Genomic DNA, 18,468 nt, shown 5'->3' with positions numbered 1-18,468 from the left:
TTTTTTGAAAACCCTGTCTTATTTGTGATAAATTTTGGACAAATCTTCGAAAATCACGACCGGTTTCAGCACAGCCTGATCAATACCGCCATACTGCTTGTCGAATGCTACAATCGTTTTGGTATAAGCAATCGGGTAGATAACTGCATCATTAGCCAAAATCTCTTGTACCTTTTTGTAGATTTCTCCACGTTTGGTCGTATCCGACTCCGCTGCGCCTTCTTCCATCAGTTTATCCACTTCTTTGTTGGAATAATGCGAATAGTTGGAGGAAGATCCGGTGCTGTACAAGATACGGTACGCATCCGGGTCATAACCCATGATATAGCCGCTGATCGCCAGATCGAAGTCCTTGGCATTCGTATCGACGAATTTTTGCGACCAAGCCGAGGAATCCATGCTGTTTACATCCAACTGAACGCCGATATCCTTCAACTTCTGCTGAATGTACAGCGCTTGTGCCTCTTGCACCTTATTACCGCCCGGAATAATAATGCGCAGCTTCAGTCCTTCAGCTCCAGCCGATTTCAGCAGTTCTTTCGCCTTGTTCACATCATTATTGAAAAATGGAACATCGTTCGTGTGATACAGCACGTCCTGTGTCAGTACAGATTTGGCAGTATCCGCATAATCCTTGGAGCCATAAGATACCTGAATCAGCTCATCCTGATTCAGCGCATATGAAAGCGCTTGGCGCACTTCTTTTTTGTTCAACTGCTTGGTGTCGCTGTTTTCATTAAACATCAGGTAAGCCAAGCGACCTTCGCTGTATGGGAAAATGTCGAACTTCCCGGTGGCTTTCATTGTATCCACATTTTGCGGATCTACATAGTTGACGTTAATCTCGCCATTCTGGAGCGCCAAGCTCGCAGCATTCGAATCCTTCACAATTCGGTACGTCACAGAGTCCAGATGCGGCTTGCCACCAACATAGTTATCGAACCGTTCCAGTGTCACGTACTCGCCGGTTTTGTATTCTTTAAACTTGAACGGGCCGGAACCGACTGGAGTGTTGTTTTTTGTGCTTTTCTCAATATCTGCTTCGTTCTCGAAAATATGCTTTGGAATCGGGGATACCTGTACCAGCGCCGCTTCAAAAGCAGGAGCTGCCTGCGGAAGCTTGAAATCCACCGTTGTATCATCAACCTTGCTCACCTGAACCGGCTTGCCGTTGATCATAAAATTACTTCTCAAAAAGCTGTGCTGCTTCTCATCCAAAATTTTATTAATCGTGAAAACCACATCGTCAGCCGTCAGCTTTTGACCATCATGCCAGGTCAGATTCTTTTTCAGCTTCAGCGTGTACGTCAGTTTGTCTGCCGAGGGAGTCAGGCTATCTGCCAGATAGAATGTCTTCTTGCCATTGTTCACCTGAAACAAAGGTGCGAATATCGCCTGATCTATCGTCAGACTCACTCGGTCACCTGCATAGTTCGGGTTCAGCACCACCGGATCGGCTTGTACACCGATGATCAGACTGCCGCCATCCTTGGGCTGCCCGTTATCCGCTGTTGTAGCATTCGTATTCGCTGCACCTTCGTTTGTCGAAGACGAAGAACCGGAATTCCCGCCAGAGCAGGCACTTACCACCAACATTAATATGATCAATACAAATACTCCAGTCCAATTACGACGCATGTCTCTAGCCTCCGAGTTCTCTAAGTGTGTAATAAAAGTATTATAAATCGGAATAATCGGATTTACAATCAATCAAAAACTACCTATTCCCCTTGTCATTAGAAATTCAGACATTATGTGATCGAATTTTGCAAAAAAACACCCGTTTAGGGTGTCATTCAGAAGATCAGCAAGCTGGTTAATGCCAGGATGGCGGGTAATCCTTGTTTCAATAAAATAGACTTATTGGACGTCAATGCACCATACACCGCAGCCACTACCACGCAAATGACAAAGAACAGCTGAATTTTCCAGCCTATCACAGCGTCCGGGTAGCACAAGCCCCACACCAATCCAGCTGCCAAAAAGCCGTTATACAATCCCTGATTTGCCGCCATAGACTTGGTTACTTCCGCCAGCTCCTCGGAAATGCCGAACGTGCGCATCGCCCGTGGAGTCGTCCACAAAAACATTTCCAATATTAAAATATACACATGCTCCAGAGCAACAATTCCCACCAATATTGAACTTATCAAGCTCAAGCGTATTCCTCTTTTCCACGCAAATCGTTGTAAGTTGTAACTTTCGGATTCACTCTTGAGGATTATAATCCATTTTCCAAAATAAGTAAATAGACCGAGACTAAGCCCGGTCTAATTCTTGCATAGCGCTTAGAAGAATGTAAGTTACATGGTTCTCGCAAAATCCAGCAATGCTTTGGACATGCTGTTAATCTCGTCCGTAGATGCATTCACCTGCTGGGTGAGCGCGGCCTGTGTCTGCGTCAACGTAGACATGTTGCCGATGTTATGCAAAATCCGCTCGATGAGCGTCTTCATTTCGTCCAGACTGGTCTCAATATTTCCGGTCGCATCGGCACTGTGAATGGCAAGCTTCCTTACTTCATCCGCAACTACGGCAAAGCCGCGTCCCTGCTCACCCGCACGAGATGCCTCGATCGCCGCATTCAGCCCAAGCAGATTCGTTTGATTGGCAATCTCTTTAATGAAGTTAGAAATGTTTTGTGTCTCTTCCGCGCTGACTTTGGCCTGATTAGCGGCCTCAGTCGATTGCTCTTGAGCCGTAGCCAGCTCCTGCGCCTGATTACTAACCGAGTTGACACCATTCACCATTTCCGCGATGGAATCCGAAAGATACTTTATTTTGAGCGTAAGCTCGTCCGCAACGGATTGCTTTTGTTTTTCCAACGTTACATCACGGATCGTACCTGCCATACGAATGGGCACTCCCTTACTGTCACGTATGCTTCCCCCACTATTATAATACCAGCGGTATTCGCCATTTTTATTCTGCAAGCGGCAAGTTACTTCATAGGGAGTGCGATCTGAAAAATCACTCAAATGGTCGTTCAACGCTTTAAACGCTATTTCAACGTCATCTGGATGCAAACGTGAGCTCCAACTGCTAAGCGTACTCGGAAAGTCTTTTTCATCATTAAAACCCAGCGTTTTGCGAAATTGTGGCGACCACCAAAATTCACTATTTGGATTCTCTACATCTCCGCCAACCAGGATGATGTCGTATGGAGCCTCAAACAACACACGATTGATGAGATCATATCTTGTAACCATTGCTTCCAGTTCCTCGGACTTAATCTTCTGATTGTGCACATCCAATAAAGCCCCCGCAATACGAAGCGGCATACCCTGCTCATCACGAATGGTTGTTCCCGTGGCACGGAACCAACGATACTCACCGTGCTTCAGCTTTAAGCGATACTGAATATCATAAGGAGTCTTACCTGTATGATCCAGCAAATGATCAGCCAACGCTGCCAATACCCAGTTATAATCCTCCGGATGTAACCGGGATGCCCAGCTATCCAATACATTTGGGAAATCCTTTTCGCTCTGATACCCCAACATGGAGCGGAATTCATCTGTCCATGTGAACGTATTGTTTGGATTCACAGGATCACCTGCAATGACCTCCATATCCCATAAGCCGACCTCAATCGCCTTGGTGACGAGCTTCAGACGAATGTCGGTGTGTCGAGCCTCATTTTTGATGGATTCAAGCGCTTGGTTGACATTGTTTGCGATTTCTTGAACCTCAGAAGATGCAGAGGGTAGTTGCATTGCGGCAGAATAATCCTTCTGCTGTATTTTTTGCGACAATTTGCGGCTCTCTTCTACTAAAGGTGTAAGTGAATGAGCCTCGTTTTTTTTGAAAAACATGATATGATCTTCCCTTCTGAACCAATGTTTGAAACAGTATATTTTATATCGGAATATTATCAATAATCATTATAAATAAAATTTGAATTTATCAGGTAAAAAGAACCATTTTTTAAGACCTTATGCCCAAATTTCCATAAATTAAATATCGAAACATGTCGAATAATGGAGAAGTATAGCAGTTGTGGAAATGAAAAGAACACCCTCGCACTTACTCTGCAAAAGTGTTCTTTCCGGCAAATATTCGGTTTATTCGATTTTATTTCAAAGAAGCTGCGTATTCCTCGCCTTTTTCCTTATCGTATTCGCCTTCCCATTTGGACATGACCACGGCGGCAAGCGAGTTGCCCAATACATTTACTACTGTACGGGCCATATCCAGAATACGGTCAATACCAGCGATAAAGGCCAAGCCTTCCAGTGGAAGGTTAACTGCTCCCAGCGTAGCGAGCAAAACCACAAAGGAAGCGCCCGGCACGCCTGCAATGCCCTTGGAAGAAATAATCAGAACCAGTACCAACGTGATTTGTGTAGTGATTGGCAGGTCAATGCCGTACATTTGGGCGATGAAAATCGCAGCCAGTGCCTGATACAAGGTAGAACCGTCCAGATTAAAGGAATATCCAATCGGAATGACGAAGGAAGTAATCCCTTTAGGACAACCGAACTTCTCCATCTTCTCCATGATCTTGGGGAGGACACTTTCCGAACTGGCAGTCGAGTACGACAGCAGCAGCTCGCTTTTCAAAATTTTAACCATGGTCCAAAGACGGGTACCGCAAAGCTTGGCGATAATTCCAAAAACAATCACAATGAATAGGAACATGGAGCCGTATATAGACAAAACAAGTTTCAATAACGGCCACAATGAAGCCAGGCCAAACTTGGCCACTGTTGTTCCGATCAGTGCGAATACACCAAAAGGAGCCAGGCGCATCACCTGATTGGTTACCCAGAACATGGCGTCGGCTACACCTTCGAAGAAACCCAATACAGGCTTGCCCTTGTCACCAATCGCTGCCACCCCTAGTCCGAACAATACGGAGAAGAAGATAATGGCCAGCATATCCCCTTCGCCCAACGATTGAATAATATTAGTAGGCACAATATGCACAATCGTATCCATAAAGCTGTGACCAGTCTTTTCTGCTGTCTCCACATAGCTATGAATATCGCTCTTGGTCAGATGAGACATATCCACGCCGTCTCCGGGCCGAACCAGATTGGCAACGAGCAGCCCGAAAAGGATGGCAATCGTGGTTACGATTTCAAAGTAAAGAATAGACTTTCCACCGAGTTTACCCAATTTTTTCATATCTCCGACGCCGGCTACGCCGATAATGAGAGTTGAGATCACAATAGGCACGACAATCATCTTAATCAACCGGATAAAAATATCGCCGATCGGCTTTAAGTAGACTTCCACCCCTGAATTGCCGTAAAATAAGGCACCAATCATAATACCTAAAGCCAGTCCGATAAAGATTTGCATCGTCAAATTAATCTTTTTCACTTCGTGTCCCCCCTGGCCGATTTGTATATTTTTTCAGTATGCTGTTCTTAATATTCAAATGGTGTTATTTATACTACAATCTGATCTATAAAAACCGACAATTATCTACACCTTCATTTGTTTTTTTTAATAAATTCACCACTTTATTGTTGGATTGTGAATTTATCTCACATTTCCTTTTTGATCGAATACACAGGAGGCGAATAATTATGAAGCTGAATATCCTCCTTTTCCTGCTTATGCTTGTGTTCGTACCGTTGGCGGGCGAGCTAAATATTCACCCGTTCTCTAATACATTTCGTCTCAGCTTCGGCACACCCGTATTTTTTTTCTTTCTGCTATCTATTCGTCATATTCCGCCCGCTGTATCGGGACTGCTTACTGGCTTAGCTGTGGTGGCCTTTCGCATATCACTCAGTTATTTCGCACTTCTCGGTCCTTCCTTCGAAGAGCTGGTAACCCTGCATGGGCCTACCTTTTTCTATTACATGGTCTACGGCCTGCTCTTTCAGGTCCTTAACATTAATGCCGAGCCTTACCGCGCTCTCCGGGTAGGCATCCTCTCCGTGGGTATAGAGGTTGCGGCAAGCGTGGCGGAACTTAGCGTCCGGCGGAGCATTGATGGGGAATTCTGGGACATCATGGCGATGAGCAAGGTGGTGCTCATCGCCATGATCCGCAGCTTCTTCGTGCTCGGGTTCTATAATATCATTCGCCTGAAGCAGTCCGTTCAGCATGAAGAGGCCCAAAGACAGCAGACTGAGCGGATTCTACTCCTGGTATCGGATCTGTATGAGGAGTCTGTGCAGCTTGGCAAAACCCTGTCGCACACAGAGCAAATCACCCGTGAAAGCTACGAGCTGTATCGGGAGTTGCAGCAGGCTGAATCCTTGGAAGACAGGGACCGCTACGCCAGACAGGCGCTTCGTATTTCCGGACAGGTTCATGAGATCAAAAAAGACAGTCAGCGGATTTATGCCGGGTTGTCCAAGCTGATTGATGCGGAAAGCGGAGTGCATTACATGCCTTCTCGGGAGCTTGGGGAGCTGATCGTCCGAACGAACCACAAATATGCACAAGCGCTGGACAAGTCTATTCATTTCACCTTGAATGTTGACCCTTTGCTGCCCAAATTGCATGTTTATACGGTTTTGACACTCATTAATAACCTCACAGCTAATGCGGTTGAAGCGATGAAGGACAGCGGAAGAATTGACGTTTCCATTCGGTTTCTACCGGGAAAAATGGACACGGTGACCTTTAGTGTCACGGACAACGGCCCGGGGATTCCTCCGCGTAAACGGGAAATGGTCTTCACACCGGGGTATACAACCAAGTATGATGATGAAGGACAGCCTTCGACTGGCATGGGATTGTTTTATGTGCGCGAGGTCGCGGAGAGCCTCGAAGGAACGATTGTGCTGCAACAGGAAGAAGAACACACTGACAGGGTACGGACCACTTTTACAGTCACATTGCCTTTACGGAAACTGACGGAGAAAGGAAGATAGCCCGGATGCGTTTTTATATTGTAGATGACGATCAGGGAATTCGCTCTATGCTGGCAGACATTATTGAAGATGAAGGTCTCGGTGAGGTTATCGGGGAAGCGGAGGACGGTTCCTATGTGAACAGCGATCTATTGGAGCTTAACCGGATTGATGTATTGCTCATTGATCTGCTGATGCCGATTCGTGATGGCATTCAGACGGTGCGTGCTCTCAGTGATCAATTCAGCGGCAAAATCATTATGATTTCCCGTATTGAATCCAAAAACATGATCGGCGAGGCATACTCTCTCGGTATTGAATACTACATTGCCAAGCCCTTGAATCGGCTGGAGATTATTGCGGTGATTCATAAGGTGTCCGAACGTTTGCGTATGCAGCAATCGATCACGGATATCCAGCGCACGCTACAGGGGCTATCGATGTTCACATCGAGAGGACCATCGACAACAGTAGAACCGACCAAAAGCATCACAACTTCCGGGCAGTTTCTGCTCTCCGAAATGGGAATGATCGGCGAAGCGGGCAGTATGGATTTGCTGGACATGCTGGAATATCTGGACCAGTATGAGGAAGAAACGGGTAACCTGTCCCCCTATCTGTTCCCGCCGCTGAAGGATATCTTCGCGAATGTAGCCTTGAAACGGCTGGGAAGCTCAGCTTCTGCGGCAGAGCTGAGCAAGGAAATCAAGGCCTCTGAGCAGCGCGTCCGTCGCGCTATTTTCCAGACACTGAGCCATATCGTGTCGCTCGGATTGACGGATTATACCCACCCTAAATTTGAAAATTATGCGTCTAAATTTTTTGATTTTACAGAAATCCGCAAGAAAATGCTGGAGCTGCAAAACAATGTGGAGCCCTCGCTGTCTCAAGCCCGGATCAATACAAAAAAATTTGTACAGGTGTTCTATATGGAGGCCAAAAGGCTGCTACATTAAAAAAGAAGGGATGATCTTACATGTCGGATGCAAACCAATTATTCGGTCAAGCACTGGTTAAATCGCTGGTCGGTGAACGTGGACATATTCGAGTGGCTCGGGCTTTGCCGGATATCGGCGCTGAACTGGCAGGTAAAAAAAATGCAGAAATGCCCTATAGCATTTATCAACTGTTGAAGCATATGAGCTACTGGCAGCAATTTATGCTGGAGCATTTGGAGGGCCGGAAGCCCCAACTTCCGGGCAATGTGATGGACAGCTGGCCCGAAGAAAACGGACCACAAAGTGAAGAAGCATGGCAGGCAGTTATTAAGAAATTTTTGCAGGGCTTAGATCAGGCTGTAAAGATTGCCGAAACCGCGCAGCTGGATGATTCGCTGGCCCATTTCCCAGATGAAACGAAAGCGGGATTGCTGCGGAATATCGCTTCCCACAACTCATATCATTTGGGCGAAATCGTGCTGCTGCGCCGTATTTATGGAGCTTGGCCGCCGCCTGGAGGGGGCTTTCCCGCTTAAATGTAGGCACAACGAGGAGTACACCTGCGTATCCTAGGGAGAATCGCTCCCCTTGTTGAAGCCCTCTATGCATAATCAGGAGCAATCAGAACAAATGTTCCCCATTATGTATAAGCAAAGAGAGGTTTCGAGGATATGAAGAGGCGTCTATATTTAAACCGTAATATCGTCTATATGCTTATCATTAGTCTTATTGCTAACATGAGCGGGAGTATGATCCTCCCGCTCTTTGCTATTTATGTAGAACAGTTCGGCATATCCGCACTCAGCATGAGTATTTTATTTTCTCTATTTTATGTGGGAAGATTTCTGGGTGGAGGCTTGGCAGGGCGAATTTATGAAAAGGTTGGCGCAAAGCGCTTGGGGCTGAGCTTACTCTTCGCTGAGATTATTTGTATGCTCTTGTTCCCGATTGCAGAAAGCTTCATCATTCTATCCATCCTTAGACTCCTTCAAGGCTTGGTGGCGATAGGATTAACCGTCTTTGTAAGAGTCACCATCAACCAGATCAGTACCACGGAGAATAGAGGCATCCTCAATGGATATATCAGTAGCAGCGAAGGTGCAGGTACGATTTTGGGACCTATCATGAGTGGAATCATTGTTTCCTATTTTACTTTAGCTGTCCCGTTCTATTTCGTCGCTATTTTTTCCTGTATATCCTTCGTCGCCGTCTCCAGAATGACATTCCCCCATCTCTCTTCTCTGCCTCAGCAGCAGCAAGAACCCCTTCATGATTCGAAAAGAAAAACCACGCTAACGAAACAGCTACTGCTCTATTCCACCGTTCACTTCCTTGAAATGAGTGCATTCGCCATATTTTTAACGTACTTCTCTGTGTATGCAACCTACAAGCTCCATTGGAGCCCTGTAGAAATCAGCCTGGCTTTTACCATCATCGGGGTATCGACGTTTGTATCAGCACCCTTTATTGGCAAAGTTTCCGATCTGCTCAAAGATCGCTTAATCCTCAGTATTATCGGCCTGTTGCTGATCATGGTGGAAATAGCCTTGTTTCTGTGGTTCAAGGAACCATGGATTGTATACTTGGGGATGTTCATCGGAGGCATTGGCGGAGCCAGCTATCTGGATTCTTTTTACTCCCAACTGGGGGATGTCATTCCTGAGGAAAATAGAAGTTCATTTATCGGCAACGTCGTATCATTTTCGGAATTAGGGGCCATTGTATCTCCAATCATCGCAGGCGTACTCATTGAACGTTTTAACATAAATGCCCCTTTTTATTACAATATGCTTTTGGTGCTTATGGCTATTGTTATCCAATACTTCATTCGGTTAAAGTCGAAATCCTCAAGAAAAAGGCCACTTGCATAAGCAGGCAGCCTGTTCCTTGACCTATAATTACAGCTCCAATTCAACGGCAACCCCGAAATGATCGGATACGACTGATCCCATTGTTCCGTTCAGCACGACGGTTGAAGACTGAACCTGTACGAGTTTGTTGGAAAAAACATAGTCAATCCGCAGCGGTTTGGCATTACTTTCCCAGCCTGCGATGGCTTTGATGACCGTGTGGCCTTCATCACGTACCGCTGCATTTGAATAAGTGTCCGACCAGCCGGATTGCAGCACATAGTCATACCCTTCCCCGCGCACTTCAGCCGCATTGTTGAAATCACCCATCATAAAAACAGGTGCCGCTGCAAAAGGGTTCAATACCTCTGTTGTACGGTCCCATAGTCCACGGAAGGATTCCTCATCGTTCCACCAGTTGTAGTGCCCGCTCACAAACCATGCCGATACTCCATCTACCACTGCTTGCACGCCCACAATTTTGCGGGATCGGTAGTTGTCATAGTCCCGTAGCGAGGAAACATATTCGTTCACCGTGTCTGTAATCGGTGTTTTGGACAAAATCGCCAAGCCCTCATCGTATTTGGCAAAGCCAATATGTGCGGGGGCCCACGTCCAATAATAGGTATCGGATAATAACCCGTTCAGAACATAAGCGTAATGATCACGCTTAATGATTACCTCAGGATCAGCGCTATAATAAGTATCCAAATCGTCCGGCGATAAAGGAGCCTCGTCCATGGACTGATTCACTTCCTGCAAAGCAATGACGTCGAACTGCTGCTCATGAATAAAAGCAGCCAGTTGTTTTAGCTTTTCAAGCTGATTTTCTTCCATCCAAGCATGTACATTTAAGGTTAACAATTTCAAAGTAATCACCTGTTGAGTATGTCTTGTATATCTGATTTGAGCAAGAATAGCATAAATCTAGTGTAGACATAATCTACGCCTCCCCTATTTTGAGAAGAACATCATATATATAACTCGATATTTTATAATGTTACTCGACATTATTATACACCATCTCGAATTTATTTTTCTGCCATCCATACGAGATTCCCGCTTCCTCACGCAGCCACTGGAGCGCGTCACGTTTGTTGTCGTTTACCCTCCCAGCATTTTGCATTATTCGTTTCCATTCGCTCTCAGGTACAATATATATACGGACAGAATCATTCCGATCTATTATATTACCGAATAAAAACTGCCCTCTGGATTAATGCAAATACTCGTTCCTAAACTGATATAATGGAAGAGTTAAGCTGTCATCAGATTGACTATTCTCTCTTAGGAGACTAATGCATATGAAACCAACCTATCTTATGGATGATATACAGTGGCAGCAGCTTATCCAAAACGTAGCTGACCATTTTAATGACGTGACGATTAAACGCGGCTTTCAATATTTCAAGCAAGGAAAGGTAAAAGAATTTACAATCCCTGACGCCGACCATATCGCGGCTGTCGTAGATGGAAGCGATCTTTACGAGGTGGATCTGCACTTGAGCGCTTTTGCTGCCAGCCGATGTACATGTCCGGTTCATAAGAACTGCAAGCACATGATCGCCACACTGCTGAATTATGCGAATGTGCAGGAGCGTTCCGTACATGCGTTGGTGAACGCCCATTCAGCGAGCTTCACCCGGTTGGCTACCAAATCTGACGTGCGTACCACCGCGCCTGCTTCCCGGTCCACTCCTTCACCGGATCGCAAGCAGGCTGCCAGGAACACGATCAGTAAAACAGCAAGCCGCATAGCGGATATGCCTATCTCGGAATGGCATGACCTGTTCGATCAGTGCATCGCCCTTATCCACATGAATACGCAAAACTCCCAATATGCCCAAAGCGCGCTGGCCTCAATATATGCCTTGAAGCCGCCGCTTTCACCCGGCATGGAACAGTTGTATGAATTGCACGCTCATCTGCGTGTGCTGGAAAAGCTGGTGCCTCAGTCACCTATGTCAGGCTATCCCACCCATTCCTATATGGGATATTACACGCAAATCGCCGCCGATGAGCTTAAAGAAGCGATCGAGCGTGATTTTGAGAGCCAGCTTGTCCTAACACCTGTCCTAACCAATGAACCGATGCAAGAAGCACGCATCGCAGAGACCTTGGCCTATTTACGCCGAAAAATGCTGACAGAATCGCGTAACGGCACTTATTTTTCAGACGCGTACTACCGATTTTGGCTAAATTGGATGCGTCCCCAGCAGAAAGATTCCACTTCCAGCATATATGCGGAGGAATTACAGCATTTACAGGCGGCTGAGGATGAGCTTGGCACAGCTTTGGCCCGGCTTCCCTGGATGCTGGCCCAAAGCTGGATGTATTTTTACCAGTCGCAGGATGATCAAGCCTGGTCACTGCTTGAGGAGGCCGAAAAGGCTTTTCCGCTAAAAATCTCTTCCAGCCAACTGCTTTTGTTCTTACATGCCTTACGTGAAGCCGAGGAATGGTCGCGCCTCAAGGACGGACTACAGCATATCGGCCCCTTACTCCACAGCCATCGGGACGATCATTTGCACGATTATATGAACGATTGGGATACGGTTTTGCAGCATCTTCCAGAAGCAGAGCAGGAAATGTGGGATACACTGGTCGGAATGCTTCCTTTTGCCGGGGGAATGTATGAAGAAGCACTGCTTGCCCACGACAAATGGCGGCAATGGATCGACTACCAGTTAAGTATACGCAGCGAGCCTTTGAGTTTTCGGGTGAGTGTATTGCAGCCCATTGAAAAGAACGCACCGGAGCTGCTGCTGCCCTTCTACCATCAGGCGGTGGAACGATATGTGCTGGAAAAAAACAGATCCAGCTATAAAGCAGCGGTCAAGCTGTTGAAGCGGCTGTTCAAGCTATACAAAAAAATGAAGCAAGAGCCGCGCTGGGAGCTGTTCTTCACGACCTTCACCAGCCGCCATAGCCGCCTGAGGGCGCTACAGGAGGAATTGCGGAAAGGGAAATTGTTATCATGAGCCAATATACAGAGACGATTACGATACACATCCAGTTAACCACCTATGGAGACGCGCTTATTTATGGCGATTCGTCTATGAACTACAGCATTTCCGGCCAAATCCTGAAGCAGCGTTTATTTGCTTGGCATGAGGCTTCTTTTTATGGCACCGATCTGGAGATTCAACACATTCAGGGCACGGATATTATCCTCCTCCCCTCGGAGCAGGTGATTCCCTTTCTGACGGAGCGCAAATTGCTGGAGCATATCGAATGGATCTGGGACGAGGACAATGCCCCGTGGCTTCGGCTGATCCCTCTACTTGCCCATTGCATTGAAGCGAAAGCCTACGCGCCCAGCCTCACAGCATTTCAGACAGGGAAGCTGCAATGGATTTGGGATGCGGAAGTACTGGAGGCGGCGGAGGCGCGCGAGGCGTTAGAATCGGGGGAAACGCTGGAAAGCACCAAGCTGGCAGAGCTTGCTCTCCTTGACAGCCTGGAAAAGAACGAGCGCGAAGGGCTGGAAGCGGCGTTCTCGGCCGCCGTGTTTCAACGCTGGTACGGCACCGAGGCGGAAGCCGCCGATGTGCGAAGAGAATATCCAATTCTCTTCGCACACAACCGCCCGGCCGCGGCAGGTCTGGATGCGCGGGCATGGCTTATCGCTATCGGCTGGAAGGCCGATACCGCGCCCTTCCGCCCGCTCCTGCAACTGCTGGAGCCAGAGCCAGAGAACGACGAGTCGTCGTGGCGGCTCAAGCTTGTGTTGCAGGACAAGCAGGACCCGGCGCTGCTGGTGCCTGCACAGCTCGCCGATGATGGGCATGCGTCCGGCCCGTGGCCTGATGCGTGGACGGCCCATGTGCGTGAGCGCTCAGCCGGGTGGCTGGAGCGCTTGACCGCGATTTTGCCCGCCGGGCAGCGCACAGGCAGCCGCGATGACGTGCTGGATCGCCCGCTCTCCGACGAGGCGGCGTGGCAATTCCTGACGACCGACAGCCATCGCTTGCTGGAAGGCGGTTGGCAGGTGCTGCTGCCCGCTTGGTGGGAAGCAGCCACCCGCAAGAAGCCGAAGCTGCGGGCCAAGGTTCGCCCCGGCGAAGGCGGGGGCGAGCGCACGAAGGGCAGCTCGCTGTTCGGACTGGACTCGATTGTCCAGTTCGACTGGCGTGTTGCCATTGGCGATGCCGATCTGAGCGAGTCCGAGTTCGCCGAGTTGGTGGCCCGCAACGAGCGGCTGGTGCGCTTCCGCGGGCAATGGATCGCGCTCGATCCCGCGCTGCTGGCGCAAATCCGCCGGGCCATGGCCGGGATCGACAGCACTCAGGGATTGTCCTTTCAGGACATCCTACAGCTACACCTGCTCGGCAACGCTGATGAGACTGAAAGCGACGCTACGGGAGAACAGCCGGAGGATGCGGCACGCTTCCGGCTGGAGGTCGAGCTGAACGGGCACCTGCTGAAGCTGATCAGTCAGCTTGGGCGGCAGTCGGAATGGCCCGCACTGGAGGTGTCGGACAGACTTCAAGCCGAGCTGCGGACGTATCAGCAGGACGGATACGCGTGGCTTGCCTTTTTACGGCGCTTTGGACTGGGCGCCTGCCTTGCCGACGATATGGGGCTTGGCAAAACGGTGCAGTTTATTGCCTATCTGCTGCATCTACAGGATATCGCCGCAGAGACGAGCGTCCGCTCCAGCTCGCTGCTGATCTGTCCGACTTCGGTACTGGGCAACTGGCAGAAGGAACTTAGCCGATTCGCCCCTTCATTGAAGGTCATGCTCCACTATGGAAGCAAGCGGGATCAGGGAGACTTGTTCCGCGAAGAAGTCGAGCATGCCGATGTCATCCTGACCTCCTTTGCAACAGCAACTCTGGATCAAGAGCTGCTGCAAAGCATAACCTGGGACTCGGTTTGCCTGGATGAAGCGCAAAACATTAAAAATGCGCAAACCAAGCAATCTACTGCCGTTCGCAGCTTCCCTGCCCGGCATCGAATAGCACTGACCGGGACGCCTATTGAAAATCGGCTATCCGAGCTATGGTCGATTTATGATTTTATCAATCCCGGTTATCTGGGCAGCGCACGCTCCTTCAGCAATCGGTTCATCAATGCTATCGAGAAGGAACATAACGAACAACGAACGATAGACCTGCAAAAGCTGGTTCAGCCCTTCATGCTGCGACGCAAGAAGAAAGACCCGGCCATACAGCTTGATTTGCCCGAGAAAAATGAGATGAAAACGTATATTCACCTCACCTCCGAGCAGGGAGCGCTCTATGACCAAATTGTTAAAGAACTGATGGAACGGATGCAGAAGCTGGAGGGGATTGAGCGAAAAGGTGCTATATTATCTACCCTTACCCAGTTGAAGCAGCTTTGTGACCATCCTGCGCTCTTAACCAAGGTGGCGGCCCCGGATGCCACGGCTTCCGGCTATAGTCAGCCCGATTTCGAAGCAGTGATCAGCCGTTCATCCAAGCTGGAGCGTATTTTGGCCATGGTCAAGGAGCTGCGGGAGGAAGGCGAGCGCTGCCTTATTTTTACGCAGTATATTGGCATGGGACGTATGCTCCAGCAGGTGCTCGCTCAAGAGCTGCAAGAGCCGGTGCTCTACCTCAACGGTAGCACGTCCAAAACCGCCCGTGACCGGATGATTGATCAGTTCCAGTCTCACACACTACCACCAGACGAGCAGCCGTCCGTATTTATTTTGTCGCTCAAGGCCGGGGGCGTGGGCCTAAATCTGACAGCTGCCAACCACGTCTTTCACTTTGACCGCTGGTGGAATCCGGCTGTTGAAAATCAGGCCACAGACCGCGCCTACCGGATGGGACAAACGAAGGACGTACAGGTGCACAAGTTCATCTCCCTTGGAACTCTGGAGGAACGCATTGATGAAATGCTGGAGAGCAAGCAGCAGCTTAGTGATCAAATCATTTCCAGCACCGAGGGCTGGATCACCGAGCTGTCGACAGATGCGTTAAAAGAACTCTTTACACTACGTCGCGACTGGGCGTGATGAGGTCTATAAACCTATTTTTGGAGAAGTAGATTATAGCACGGTCCGAAACTCCTTTGTGTGCATCTACTATCACATCACAACAAAGGAGTTGATAGGTAGTGGCCATTCGTCCTCCTCAAACCTTGAAGTCTACGGGCAGAAAAGTTCCTGCTACGAGATATCGTAATGTGAGTCCTACGCAAACCTTTAGCCGGTTTACGGTCATCTGGGCTCGTAATGATGGAGTACCTTTTATTACAACGGGATTTTTTGCAGTCCTCCGCCGTACAGATGAAAGCTTTGTGCAAGCTGCCAATTTCGACAGTTTCGGCACAGTCCGATTCGACAAAGTGCGTACACCTACGAACCATCCTTATATTCTGCGTACCTTTAGAGACGACGGAACGCTGTTCCGGGTCAGATCGGTACCTGCTGGTGTGTCCTCGTATGTCGTTATTGGTTAAGTATTTGCCGAACGCATCGTGAAAATGTATACGAAAAGAAGCAGCCAGGAACAGAGTATTTCTGTCCTGGCTGCTTCTTATTCCAATGCTATTTTTCCAATATGCTTATTCGGAATCTTCCACCGTTTGTGTAGCCTTCGAAGCGACTGCCTTGTATGCTGTTTTAAGCCAGTTTTCACTCGACCAGTTCAGCTTGCCTGCACCTGCCCCGTCCTTGGCTGTCAATTGTGCAACCAGGTTTGCAGGATCTTGGGCTGTGTAGCTGTATGGCAACGTTGTGAATCCATTCCATGAGAAGCTCTTGCCTTTTACAGGATAAGGAGCTAACGGACTATTCGCATCTTCGCTGCCCCCTCTGAATACTTTACCGTTGTCAGAGAAGATAACGTCTTCTGCTTTGATTTTACCTGTGTAGTTATCTTTTTTAGGGTCCTTTTGATTATTACGAACTGGAGAAAATACATCAATTAAATATGATTTTTCAAGCAATACCGCGCCATTTTCAGTTGAAATCGCGCCATTACCCACGACGTCAAAATGGTATCCTTTAGCAGCGATTGCTTTAGCCATGTCAGAAGTAATTCTCTTCTTGGCTCCAACCAATCCGGCATCGTCCATAACAATGTTATAGGCATGGGCATTACCAGCACGCAAACGAGGCATACGGTCTTGAATATCCTTGTAGTAGTTATGGTGCAATGTTACTGCCAAATCTGCATTATCAGCGGCCATCTCAGTAGCACCGACCAGATGCGCTTTCTTTTGTCCTGCTGCGATATCAATGATATCTTCTTTACTCATGCCAACTGCACTGCTTCTCAAGTAAGCGTACATCGGGTAGGAAGCTTTGTCTGCTTCCATAGCGTTAACCTGTTGGGTCACCCAGCTGTTGGAGCTGCGGTCATCTCCTTTGAACAAGGACCAGGAAATGGTAACTCCGTTACTGCCTTTTTTCACATCTACCAAGCCATCATATGCTTTGTTGAATGTACAATGGTCAATCCATACTTTGGAGCTTTGGCCTTCAACCGTGATATAATCCCAGTCATTCTTGTCATAATTCCCTTTGGTTGCTTCGTCCCACTCCCAAAGCTCGTCAAATTCGAGGTTACGGAAAATCAAATTAGAGCTTCTTTTGATAACAATGCCAGCATGTTTAATTTTAGCGCCATTTGCCGAGAAAATCGTGATTCCATTCAAGTTTTCTATATAGATTTTGCTCACACCTGTTTTCTTCAGAACAGGATTTGTCAGCACAGGGTTGTTGGCACTAAAAGGCATGACCTTGGCAGCATTAGGCATTTCGTTCCATCCCAAATCAAGATCATTCATGATCTCAATAACTTTGACTTTAGTACCTTTTTTAAGTGCCTCGTTGAGATCTACAGCGTTGTAAACCTTTTTGTAGTTGGCATCGGTTTCCTTAATTTCCCCGCCACCTGTATTACCATAGGAGAAACCGGCCAGATTATAGTTAATATTTGAGGTTGCGTTTTTATCTACCCCAGGAGTTGGTTTATCTGTACCTGGTGTTGGATTCCCAGGTGTTGTACCTGGATCTGCTTCAGTTGAAGCGCCGGATACGATAACATTATCGAACTGGGCAACCGCCTTGGAGGTTACCAAACCAATGGCTCCGGAAGCAAGGCTGGAATCTGTTGCGGTCAGCTCCAGCTGATCATTGACATACATCTTAATGTCCGAACCGGACAGCTCCAGCTTCACTTTGTACCAGGTATTGGTATCCAGTTTGTATTTGTTATTGGTAGCCAGTGTCTTCATAGAACCGTTTACCTTTTTGCGAATTTCAAGTGCTCCACCCTTCTTGTTGTACAAAGATGCAGCATAAAAGTTGTTGGAATCTGTGTATCTGCCTGCAACATATACCCGATTGGAGCCATTAAAATCATCTACATATACATCTGCTTGTACGCTATAGTTCGTCCATGATGCATTACCTTTAACAGAATGGCTTTCGCTTCGACTAGATTGCTGGTATGTAGAGCCATTCCCGTCCGCGACAACAGACCAGTTCCCTGAACCTGCTGTCCAGCCTTGAGCTTCCCCTTGTTCAAAATCATCACTTACCTGTAAATTCCCATCCGCATACGCATGACCTAGTAACGGTAACGATAAAGACAGAACCATCGTGCTGCTCAACATTACACTTGCACATTTTTTCAACAAACTCGACTTCATGTAACAGTCTCCTTTTTTAGATAAATTGATAAAAACCCACCGACATAACTGTACAGCTGTTTGTGCTACAAGGCCTTTCCAAACCATATACATTAGCGCAATACACTAATAATTATAGACTTATAAAATAACATTAAAATATGTCGAATTACTTATCTTTTGGTTTAAATTCTCTATTAATTTTGCATCCCTTTTCGCGAATATACCAAATAGCCTTTCATAAAACCACAA

Annotated in this window: 14 protein-coding genes; 7 read left to right on the top strand and 7 right to left on the bottom strand. The window is 47.6% G+C overall.

What is annotated here, in order from left to right:
• Positions 1–18: 18 nt before the first annotated feature.
• The 4 genes from ACIFO6_RS21025 to ACIFO6_RS21010 all read right to left on the bottom strand — a co-directional run bounded on the left by ACIFO6_RS21025 (position 19) and on the right by ACIFO6_RS21010 (position 5,328).
• Entirely contained in the window at positions 19–1,638 is a 1,620-nt protein-coding gene (locus ACIFO6_RS21025) for an ABC transporter substrate-binding protein (protein ID WP_430043548.1), read from the bottom strand.
• Positions 1,639–1,796: 158 nt separating this feature from the next.
• Positions 1,797–2,159: a DUF1304 domain-containing protein gene (locus ACIFO6_RS21020; protein WP_430043546.1), complete on the bottom strand. Its 363-nt coding sequence runs from the start codon at positions 2,157–2,159 to the stop codon at positions 1,797–1,799.
• Between the two features lie 144 nt (positions 2,160–2,303).
• A complete protein-coding gene (locus ACIFO6_RS21015; protein WP_430043545.1) occupies positions 2,304–3,815 on the bottom strand; it encodes a methyl-accepting chemotaxis protein in 1,512 nt (503 codons plus the stop codon).
• Between the two features lie 259 nt (positions 3,816–4,074).
• Positions 4,075–5,328: a cation:dicarboxylate symporter family transporter gene (locus tag ACIFO6_RS21010; RefSeq protein ID WP_430043542.1), complete on the bottom strand. Its 1,254-nt coding sequence runs from the start codon at positions 5,326–5,328 to the stop codon at positions 4,075–4,077.
• Between the two features lie 209 nt (positions 5,329–5,537).
• On the opposite strand from ACIFO6_RS21010, the gene ACIFO6_RS21005 reads away from it, so the two are divergent.
• The 4 genes from ACIFO6_RS21005 to ACIFO6_RS20990 all read left to right on the top strand — a co-directional run bounded on the left by ACIFO6_RS21005 (position 5,538) and on the right by ACIFO6_RS20990 (position 9,627).
• On the top strand, positions 5,538–6,839 hold the full coding sequence (locus tag ACIFO6_RS21005; protein WP_430043541.1) for a sensor histidine kinase: 1,302 nt from the start codon (positions 5,538–5,540) through the stop codon (positions 6,837–6,839).
• A gap of 5 nt (positions 6,840–6,844) precedes the next feature.
• Complete coding sequence (locus ACIFO6_RS21000) at positions 6,845–7,774, top strand: response regulator (protein WP_430043539.1); 930 nt, start codon at positions 6,845–6,847, stop codon at positions 7,772–7,774.
• A gap of 20 nt (positions 7,775–7,794) precedes the next feature.
• A complete protein-coding gene (locus ACIFO6_RS20995; protein WP_430043538.1) occupies positions 7,795–8,292 on the top strand; it encodes a DinB family protein in 498 nt (165 codons plus the stop codon).
• A 135-nt stretch (positions 8,293–8,427) separates the two neighbouring features.
• Positions 8,428–9,627, top strand: a complete 1,200-nt coding sequence (locus ACIFO6_RS20990) for an MFS transporter (protein WP_430043536.1) — start codon at positions 8,428–8,430, stop codon at positions 9,625–9,627.
• Positions 9,628–9,654: 27 nt separating this feature from the next.
• On the opposite strand, the gene ACIFO6_RS20985 is transcribed toward ACIFO6_RS20990, so the two are convergent.
• Both ACIFO6_RS20985 and ACIFO6_RS20980 read right to left on the bottom strand, forming a co-directional pair.
• Complete coding sequence (locus ACIFO6_RS20985; protein ID WP_430043534.1) at positions 9,655–10,476, bottom strand: endonuclease/exonuclease/phosphatase family protein; 822 nt, start codon at positions 10,474–10,476, stop codon at positions 9,655–9,657.
• Between the two features lie 130 nt (positions 10,477–10,606).
• The gene (locus ACIFO6_RS20980) at positions 10,607–10,732 is read right to left on the bottom strand and encodes a hypothetical protein (RefSeq protein WP_430043533.1); all 126 of its coding nucleotides are present in this window, start codon (positions 10,730–10,732) and stop codon (positions 10,607–10,609) included.
• Between the two features lie 178 nt (positions 10,733–10,910).
• Here ACIFO6_RS20980 and ACIFO6_RS20975 point away from each other — a divergent pair, with 178 nt between their 5' ends.
• The 3 genes from ACIFO6_RS20975 to ACIFO6_RS20965 all read left to right on the top strand — a co-directional run bounded on the left by ACIFO6_RS20975 (position 10,911) and on the right by ACIFO6_RS20965 (position 16,038).
• A complete protein-coding gene (locus tag ACIFO6_RS20975; RefSeq protein WP_430043530.1) occupies positions 10,911–12,587 on the top strand; it encodes an SWIM zinc finger family protein in 1,677 nt (558 codons plus the stop codon).
• The gene (locus ACIFO6_RS20970) at positions 12,584–15,592 is read left to right on the top strand and encodes a DEAD/DEAH box helicase (RefSeq protein ID WP_430043528.1); all 3,009 of its coding nucleotides are present in this window, start codon (positions 12,584–12,586) and stop codon (positions 15,590–15,592) included. Before ACIFO6_RS20975 ends, ACIFO6_RS20970 begins: the two co-directional genes overlap by 4 nt.
• Before the next feature lie 101 nt (positions 15,593–15,693).
• Positions 15,694–16,038 carry a hypothetical protein gene (locus ACIFO6_RS20965; protein ID WP_430043527.1) on the top strand — a complete coding sequence of 115 codons (345 nt, stop codon included), beginning with the start codon at positions 15,694–15,696 and terminating at the stop codon, positions 16,036–16,038.
• A 105-nt stretch (positions 16,039–16,143) separates the two neighbouring features.
• Here ACIFO6_RS20965 and ACIFO6_RS20960 read toward each other — a convergent pair whose 3' ends face one another.
• A complete protein-coding gene (locus ACIFO6_RS20960) occupies positions 16,144–18,237 on the bottom strand; it encodes a family 16 glycoside hydrolase (RefSeq protein WP_430043524.1) in 2,094 nt (697 codons plus the stop codon).
• Positions 18,238–18,468 lie beyond the last annotated feature (231 nt).

This window comes from Paenibacillus sp. NRS-1781 (assembly GCF_050467745.1).
In the GTDB taxonomy this organism is placed as follows: Bacteria; Bacillota; Bacilli; order Paenibacillales; family Paenibacillaceae; genus Paenibacillus; species Paenibacillus terrae_A.
The sequence above is the reverse complement of the archived record's forward strand: the minus strand, read 5'-3'. Positions and strand labels throughout refer to the sequence as shown.

What these genes read in the sequence shown, in the direction of transcription:
- ACIFO6_RS21025 (WP_430043548.1), bottom strand. Translation starts at nt 1,638, where the DNA reads ATGCGTCGTAATTGGACTGGAGTATTTGTATTGATCATATTAATGTTG.
- ACIFO6_RS21015 (WP_430043545.1), bottom strand. Translation starts at nt 3,815, where the DNA reads ATGTTTTTCAAAAAAAACGAGGCTCATTCACTTACACCTTTAGTAGAA.
- ACIFO6_RS21005 (WP_430043541.1), top strand. Translation starts at nt 5,538, where the DNA reads ATGAAGCTGAATATCCTCCTTTTCCTGCTTATGCTTGTGTTCGTACCG.
- ACIFO6_RS21000 (WP_430043539.1), top strand. Translation starts at nt 6,845, where the DNA reads ATGCGTTTTTATATTGTAGATGACGATCAGGGAATTCGCTCTATGCTG.
- ACIFO6_RS20995 (WP_430043538.1), top strand. Translation starts at nt 7,795, where the DNA reads ATGTCGGATGCAAACCAATTATTCGGTCAAGCACTGGTTAAATCGCTG.
- ACIFO6_RS20990 (WP_430043536.1), top strand. Translation starts at nt 8,428, where the DNA reads ATGAAGAGGCGTCTATATTTAAACCGTAATATCGTCTATATGCTTATC.
- ACIFO6_RS20980 (WP_430043533.1), bottom strand. Translation starts at nt 10,732, where the DNA reads ATGCAAAATGCTGGGAGGGTAAACGACAACAAACGTGACGCGCTCCAG.
- ACIFO6_RS20975 (WP_430043530.1), top strand. Translation starts at nt 10,911, where the DNA reads ATGAAACCAACCTATCTTATGGATGATATACAGTGGCAGCAGCTTATC.
- ACIFO6_RS20970 (WP_430043528.1), top strand. Translation starts at nt 12,584, where the DNA reads ATGAGCCAATATACAGAGACGATTACGATACACATCCAGTTAACCACC.
- ACIFO6_RS20960 (WP_430043524.1), bottom strand. Translation starts at nt 18,237, where the DNA reads ATGAAGTCGAGTTTGTTGAAAAAATGTGCAAGTGTAATGTTGAGCAGC.